Origin of the sequence: Pseudoalteromonas sp. TB51 (assembly GCF_000498055.1) — a bacterium.
GTDB classification, from domain to species: Bacteria; Pseudomonadota; Gammaproteobacteria; order Enterobacterales; family Alteromonadaceae; genus Pseudoalteromonas; species Pseudoalteromonas atlantica.
Genome location: NZ_AUTO01000113.1, coordinates 1 through 6804, shown reverse-complemented (window position 1 = coordinate 6804; position 6804 = coordinate 1). Strand labels below are relative to the sequence as shown.

At 43.0% G+C, this 6804-nt stretch carries 4 protein-coding genes and 2 pseudogenes; all 6 read right to left on the bottom strand.

Features of this window, described 5'->3' with window-relative positions; all coding sequences use genetic code 11:
- A pseudogene (locus tag L650_RS0105785) lies at positions 1 to 825 on the bottom strand (sulfatase modifying factor 1); the annotation flags it as partial.
- A gap of 176 nt (positions 826 to 1001) precedes the next feature.
- Positions 1002 to 2666, bottom strand: a complete 1665-nt coding sequence (locus L650_RS24500) for a DUF6701 domain-containing protein (protein ID WP_317450480.1) — start codon at positions 2664 to 2666, stop codon at positions 1002 to 1004.
- A 2068-nt stretch (positions 2667 to 4734) separates the two neighbouring features.
- Positions 4735 to 5220, bottom strand: coding sequence for an agglutinin biogenesis protein MshP (locus tag L650_RS0105775; protein ID WP_095206763.1), 486 nt, complete (start codon positions 5218 to 5220; stop codon positions 4735 to 4737).
- Positions 5210 to 6049 carry a type II secretion system protein J gene (locus tag L650_RS0105770; RefSeq protein ID WP_029772499.1) on the bottom strand — a complete coding sequence of 280 codons (840 nt, stop codon included), beginning with the start codon at positions 6047 to 6049 and terminating at the stop codon, positions 5210 to 5212. The genes L650_RS0105775 and L650_RS0105770 overlap by 11 nt, the downstream gene beginning before the upstream one ends.
- On the bottom strand, positions 6049 to 6591 hold the full coding sequence (locus tag L650_RS0105765; protein ID WP_029772498.1) for a prepilin-type N-terminal cleavage/methylation domain-containing protein: 543 nt from the start codon (positions 6589 to 6591) through the stop codon (positions 6049 to 6051). Before L650_RS0105765 ends, L650_RS0105770 begins: the two co-directional genes overlap by 1 nt.
- A pseudogene (locus L650_RS0105760) lies at positions 6578 to 6804 on the bottom strand (agglutinin biogenesis protein MshC); the annotation flags it as partial. The gene L650_RS0105765 and the pseudogene L650_RS0105760, both read right to left, overlap by 14 nt.

Below are 6804 nucleotides of genomic sequence, written 5' to 3'. Positions count from 1 at the left end.
ATAACGGTTATCTACGTTTAATAAGTTACATAGGCGGCTGCTGTTTACTTCGCCGCGCATGGTTACGCTTAAGTTAACGTTGTAATTGCCTTGTCCGCTAAATGCACTGTTAACTACATGGCTACTTAAGATTTGTACTTGTGCGCCTGCCATGTTGCGTTTTGGTTCAACAATTCGCTCTTCTGTTAAATTAGCAAATATTTGATCAACAAAGCGCTTAGTGGCTTTTTGTAAACCCATTTGCTGGCCGCGTTGCTCACACGCTGCAAGTGTTTCGGTACGCTTACAGTTAATTGTGTGGTTTACTTCCAGTGTACCTTCGCGGGTAAACTCATTACGTAAACGCTCGACTCGGGCTGTAGTTAATTGCTCTTTTAAGCTTTCTAAGGTGTTTAAAAGCGTATGTTTTGCAACACGAATTTGCTCTATATCTTTACGATGAGATGCAATTGCCGCCAACTGCATTGAGATGTCGTCTTTATTTTGCTTATGATCAACCACGGCTTTTTGATAGCGCGATTGGGCAGCACTAATATCAAGCGTAGGATCGTCAATTAAGCGGCGATACATTTCGTTCATCGCATCAAGTGCTTGGTTTTTCTCTTTATCAAGCTCTGTAGAGCGAGAACGAAGTAGTTCAAGTTGGTTTTGTAACTGACTTTCTTCTTTTAAGTGTTTTTCAAGTATTTGTGTCGAGTTATCGTATTCTGTTTGTTTAATACTAATCTCTGATTCAATTCCGGTTACTGTTGCTGTGTCTTGTGCAAATGCACTACTAGCTAACAAACTAGCGGAAATTAACAGAGATAAAGGAGCAATTCGCATATATTCCAGTCCCAAAAAGCGGCAATTATTTGGTCGTTATTATTGTTTATTAGAGTGTACTCACTTTTGAAAGCTGAACATTTTTCAACCATCAAAAATCAATACACCCAATGCCTTATGCTATGTACTTGAAGCACAAAACACAAGCTTTGTTCAATTATTATCTTAGTTTACAACTATTCTCTTGTTTCACGCCAGTAAATAACCCGATCATTTCCTCTAAAGCGACCAAATTGCAAAATAGCATGGGGATCTTGCTGTGAATTATCACCAAGCCAATCCCACTTTAACCAATTTTCTGTTTCGTATTCTAATGTAAATGTACCACTGCCATTTGGTATTGCATAAATAGCATTGTTTGTAGGGTAGCTGCCTGCTTCTAATGAACCCGCTGCACCTGCACCATACTCATAGCTTAATATTGGCGTTGAAGGCGATATTTGGGATAACTGCGGATGCTCAAATACACTGCAGTTATCTTCGGTATTTAATACAAAGCCTGTTCCATTAAAGTACTGAGCCTGCATTGGCACACGTAATGAGTCTAAATCTGAGCCGGCATTGTTGCCTAGCACTAAGCGTCCAAAGCGAAAGTCTATTGGCACATCGTTTAAGCGCACGCTATTGCAATCAGTGCTGCAGCTTGCTTGCGTACTCGGCTCATCGTTAGCATCAATTAACGTAGCGCCTTCTGTATTAGTGACGGTGGCCATAAGATTAACCATAGTAAATGGGCCGTCGGGGTTATTTATAGCCGAGCGCGTTAACATGGCAGTGCTGTCACTCATTTGCCACTGTCCATCGACTAGGGTGTTCCAATTATTGCTGCTTATATTGGCTAACCTGCTGGTTAGCGTGGTTGCTGGTACATAATTACCAGCTTGATTGTTTTCGGCATTTATTTGTACTTGGGCTTTTTCAAAGCCTTGTTTGTAATTAGCCATTAGCTGGTTGTTATGATTAAGCGCTTGTACCGTAAAACCAAGCTCAAATGGCTGATCTAAATAGGTTAAATTACTGCCTAACTGTGTACATTGCGCAGCAGCTTGAACACCTAATACTTGATAGTGCGATGGAGCAAATCGCCCTACGTTGTTTAGCTGCCCTTTTACATCGCCCACACCAAAATAATCGCCATCTTGTAAACCCGCAAATACGTTTATAATACCCACTTGGTCATAAGCGTACTGCGATATGGACTCACTCAAGCTTCCCGTATCAGTAAAGGCAAGGGTACTTAGCGCTTCAATTTGCCCCTCATTACCAGAGCTGGGTAATACTAAGCTATGTGTTACTAAAGGAGACTCGCTAATGAAGTGTTTGGCAATGGGATTACTATGAATAGCGCTATAGTTATCAGGTATCCCGTCATTGTTATTGTCTTGCCCTGCGCGCCATTGTACTGCATTCATTTTTAAATCAAATGACTCACCCGTTAATCTAAATAAACTATCGTTTGCTGTTTGAGCATAGCCGTCACTTGCAACTTGCATCGCTAATCCAAAGGGCTTAACTACATATTCGTTAGAACTGCCAGTTAAGCTTACTGATAAATTAGTTACTGGGTCTAATACAATTGTTGCCCGTGCATTTAAACTTAATTTAGCGGCATCGGGGTAGTTAATAGCAATAGGGGCTTTTGAGTCTTGATCAAAGGTGAGCGAAAAAGTTTGATATGCTTGCTGCACGCTATACGTATTCGCATTATTACTAAGTTGTATTGGATCTGAACACGTAGCGCCGGCACTGCAGGTATAAGCTAAATCTAAATCAACTTGACCACCTGCAGGGAATGCGGCTTCGCATACGCCTGTTGTAGTATTTGTTTTAACCGCTTGAATGGATAGCTCGGCGGCATTAAAACCCTCGCTAGAGGGTTTACNAATTGAGTGGGGATACTCGCTGTATTGGCTGTGTCGTTATTAAAAATAAACCCTGCATCAGAAAAAACCACTTTGCACCCGCCCAGCCCTACGTTATTACCATTAATATAACAACGCAGCGGTGCAGATGGGTCGGCGGTATTATAGCCAAGTGTGACGGTGCCTGTGGTGCGCTTTGCAAGCGCTACTGTGGCAGAGCCTGTAAAGGTAATATTTTCACCGCTTACCCAGCTTTGTTGGCCACTGTTATCTGGAGACATGTCAAGTGCGGAAGGCTCATCGTACAGTAAATCACATGCATCGTTTGCACAGGCGGTTAATGTCATTTCTTTTGCTTGGCAGGTTAAGCCTTGGTTATCACTTAATGATATGCGGTAGTGATCAAGCAAAACCGGCGTAAAAATACCGCAAAATCCAGGAATACTCTCTGGCACTGTTAACGCATCAAACGTAGAGCTGCCCTCGGTTATTACTTGTGTTGCAGCGGTTATAGAGCCCTGGTATGTGACATTTTGGGCAATTCTTACCTCCCCCGTTGCGACAATGTATGCAGCAATATTTGCATCAGCCGCAATGGCAACATCGCCATCGACATATATAGCTAAATACGCTCCTTCCTCAACCACAATATTCGTTTTGCCTATGTTCAAAAATGCGCTAGCAATTAGCGACGATGTATCTTTTAAAAAGATACGGGTGGGCGCTGTTACTTTGTACTCATCTTCCAATAAGTTAAGTGCTAGTTCGTCATAAAAATAATCGCCAGCTAACGATACAGGCACATCACCGGTAGAGCTTCCATCGTTTGTGACCGTGGGTACTTGCGCAGCTTGATTTGGCTCAAGAGAGTTATACCCAGTTGCCACACAGCCTTGGCCATTACACAAAGGCGGGTTGGTGAGTGCAGTTGATATTAAATTAGTAGTGGTGATAAATTGTGCATTGCTATCGGTTATTTCCACACCTTGAACAAGCTGCACTTGTCCATCATTGTAGGTAGAAATAGCGCCAGGAAATAAAGTATCGCAATCTAAAATATCGCCATTAAATACAAACGTACTGGTCATGGCCAATATAGAGGCTTCTTCTTTTACGTGGTTACGCTCTCTGTCGCCATCACGGTCTTCATCAACCACCAGCCCTAACCGATCCGCTCTTAAATTACAGCTGCGCAGCCACCCACCGTCTTCTTCCAGTCGGGAATTTTTACTTGCCACCACCAGCGGTGCTTCACTAAAGTTATTGTTAAAATTAAAGTAGTTACATCCATCATTCCAACCATCAACTTCGAACCCTGTAAAAAAGGTCTCCCAGGACACTTCTACCCCATTGTCATCGGTAAAGGTGCGATTACTGCCAGGCTCTACAGCCATGTAGGCCACCGTTTCAGTTTGAATAACACCTAATGCGGTTTCTGAGGCCTCTAACGCTATATTTACCCCGCTTGTAGATAAAGAACCACTTTGCACTGCAATGGTTAAAAAAGGCACAAGCGCTTGAGACGGCGGGTTACTATCTAAACTATTTAGTGTTTGTAACGAATGAAAAAAGTTAGGCCTTACCGCAAACGGTTTATTAAAAGTCAGTGATTTGTAACCTTTAGGCGTGATGGGGGCAAACCCCGACTTATCACCGTATTGTAGCTCAAGGCGTAAGTCGGTGTTCCCCACTTCCATAATGGTCCCATCAGGAAATTCATGCACTCCATATTCTACCGCTAAATAGTGCGCGCCCATGGTTATATGCTCGCCATCTTCTCCTGATGGCTCAAGTGGCAATGCTTCAAACCCTGTGGTTGTTACATTGCGTATTCTCACTATAGCGGGGTTACCGCCTTGATTAGTGGACAACATAAATACCGCAGGAGGGGTTATGTATTGCTGCTGAAAATTTATTTTTGTCCATATGGGTGAAGTGTACGTGTCTTGTAGCTCTATAAATCGCCCTTCAATTTTAGGCGGTACAGCCATAGCGCATCGGCTTAGTAGCAAACTTATTAAACATAAAATACAGAGGGTATATTTGCTCATGGTAATGTTTTAGCCTCCACACTTAGAGTACGTTGGGTTTGCCAATATTCCTTTTGACATGCTGCACCGGCAGCACAATCATTGGCGGCGCACGTTGCAGAGCTTTGTAAGTAGTAAATATTAACGGTGCCAGAGCGGGTGCTGCTATCGGGTAAGGCTATGTATTCACTACAGCTCAGTTCAACTTCACAATTGGCTAGATAGAGGGTGCTAAAACTCCTACTGGTGGTTACTGCACTGCATGTTTGCGCAGTGCTATTTAGTGCAAAAATTTCGCTTAAGCCGGTTTCTAATCCGCTTTGGGCTGCCATGTAAGCGCGCGCGCCGTAATACTCAATGGTATTTTGCTGCGCCGCACCCGATAACACTTTAGAAAGCGCCAGCCCTAGTGCCAGCAAAGTGACAATGATCACCAACGTAATTATGAGCAAATTACCCTGCTGCTTTTTAGCAAAACTGATGTTTTTTATATTAGGGGACATTAGGCACATGCACCTCATGGCTAATACTTATTTGTTCGGTGTCGTTAAACCCCATTTGCGCAAACACATTAACAACCGCGCTGCGCTGTAGCGAAATCTCACTTAACGTAAAAAAGGCTCTGCTCGTTAAGTTATTGGCAATATAATTACTCATTAAATCGCGTTTAACGCCCGAGCTAACCTTTAAGCTGGCGGCGTTTAATTGGTTTGTAGTAAAGCCGTAGTTGCTATAGCGATACAGTGAATTACCTTCTACACAAAAGCTAACGGGCTGTTCTAATAAATAAAGGCGCTTACTCGGTGACTCTTGAGCAAATGCTTTGCTAAATTGCCATGTATCTAGCTCACTTGTAACGGCGCTGTAGCTACTAACTTGTAAACGCTTGTTTTGACTTTCATCGTATATATCGCTGCTATTTAATGGATAGATACTTGCCCAATCGTTTATTTGTGGCTCAGTTAAATTATTAAGCGCAAAATTAACGGCGGTAATCTCAAAAGGGGCACTAGTGGGTAAGTAATCGGTATAGTGAGTGGCAGATAAAAACGGCGTAAATTCTAAACACTGCTGCGTGCTACATGCTCCATTGCTGGCGTTGTCGCAATTTAAGCGCAGTGAGTTAGGGGTTGCGTGGCGAAGCTCTTTACTTAATCGGGTTAAAACAAAGCGACTTTGCGCCACCGCTTCTTGGCGTTTCACACCTTGGCTGTAAATATTAAATCCAGCGCTAATAAACGAAAATGACGCTACGGCTAAAATGCCAATAATTACCATAACAAGTAATAGCTCAACTAAGGTAAAGCCACGCTTTTGCTTTGCTCTATTCATTAGTAATTACCTTTATATGCACTAAAGCCGTACACTTGCCCCAAGGGTGAGGTTACTTCAATGGTAATTCGTTTAAAGGCAACGCCATCGTTATTGGTTGCCTCGTTTAGGTCGCTGTCGTATTGCACGTTTACAGCCAGTGAAAAGTCGCTGTATTGCGCTAATGTATTCCCTAAACTATCACTAATAGGCTGTCCTGTGAGCGCAATATAATCATCAACATCGTTAAAATTAGCCCGTGCTTCACCGCTATCAGCACCAAGCTCAGAATGAGTACTACAAGGCTGGGCACCTAAGCTTGTTTCGGAACAGCGCCTAAATGGTGGCGTGCGCTCGCTATGTTCATCAAATGATTTAGCTAATATTTCGTTCATTAATGCTTGCCCAAGCTCTGAGGCCCTGAGTGCGACAATAGGCTCGGCACTTTGCTTTGCTTGAGGTGCTATAAGCGCTGTAATGATACTTAGCGCAATAGCAAACATCACAATGCCAATAATCAGCTCAATCAAGGTAAAACCTGATTGTATTTTAGGGGCAGGCATAAATAAGCCCTTCACCGCTAATGCACACCGCGGCTAGACCCAGGTCAATTTTACATTGTAGTGTGCAATTTTGATCTGCTCGCCCAAGTGGGTCAAAGTTAATTTGCGTAAACACATTAGCATTGCTATCTAAGGCATTAAATCGTACGTCGCTGCGCTCGGTATTGATAGCAACAACTAAATACTCGCTATTATTGGTACTTGGGCCGCCAG

What these genes read in the sequence shown, in the direction of transcription:
- L650_RS0105775 (WP_095206763.1), bottom strand. Translation starts at nt 5,220, where the DNA reads ATGTCCCCTAATATAAAAAACATCAGTTTTGCTAAAAAGCAGCAGGGT.
- L650_RS0105770 (WP_029772499.1), bottom strand. Translation starts at nt 6,049, where the DNA reads ATGAATAGAGCAAAGCAAAAGCGTGGCTTTACCTTAGTTGAGCTATTA.
- L650_RS0105765 (WP_029772498.1), bottom strand. Translation starts at nt 6,591, where the DNA reads ATGCCTGCCCCTAAAATACAATCAGGTTTTACCTTGATTGAGCTGATT.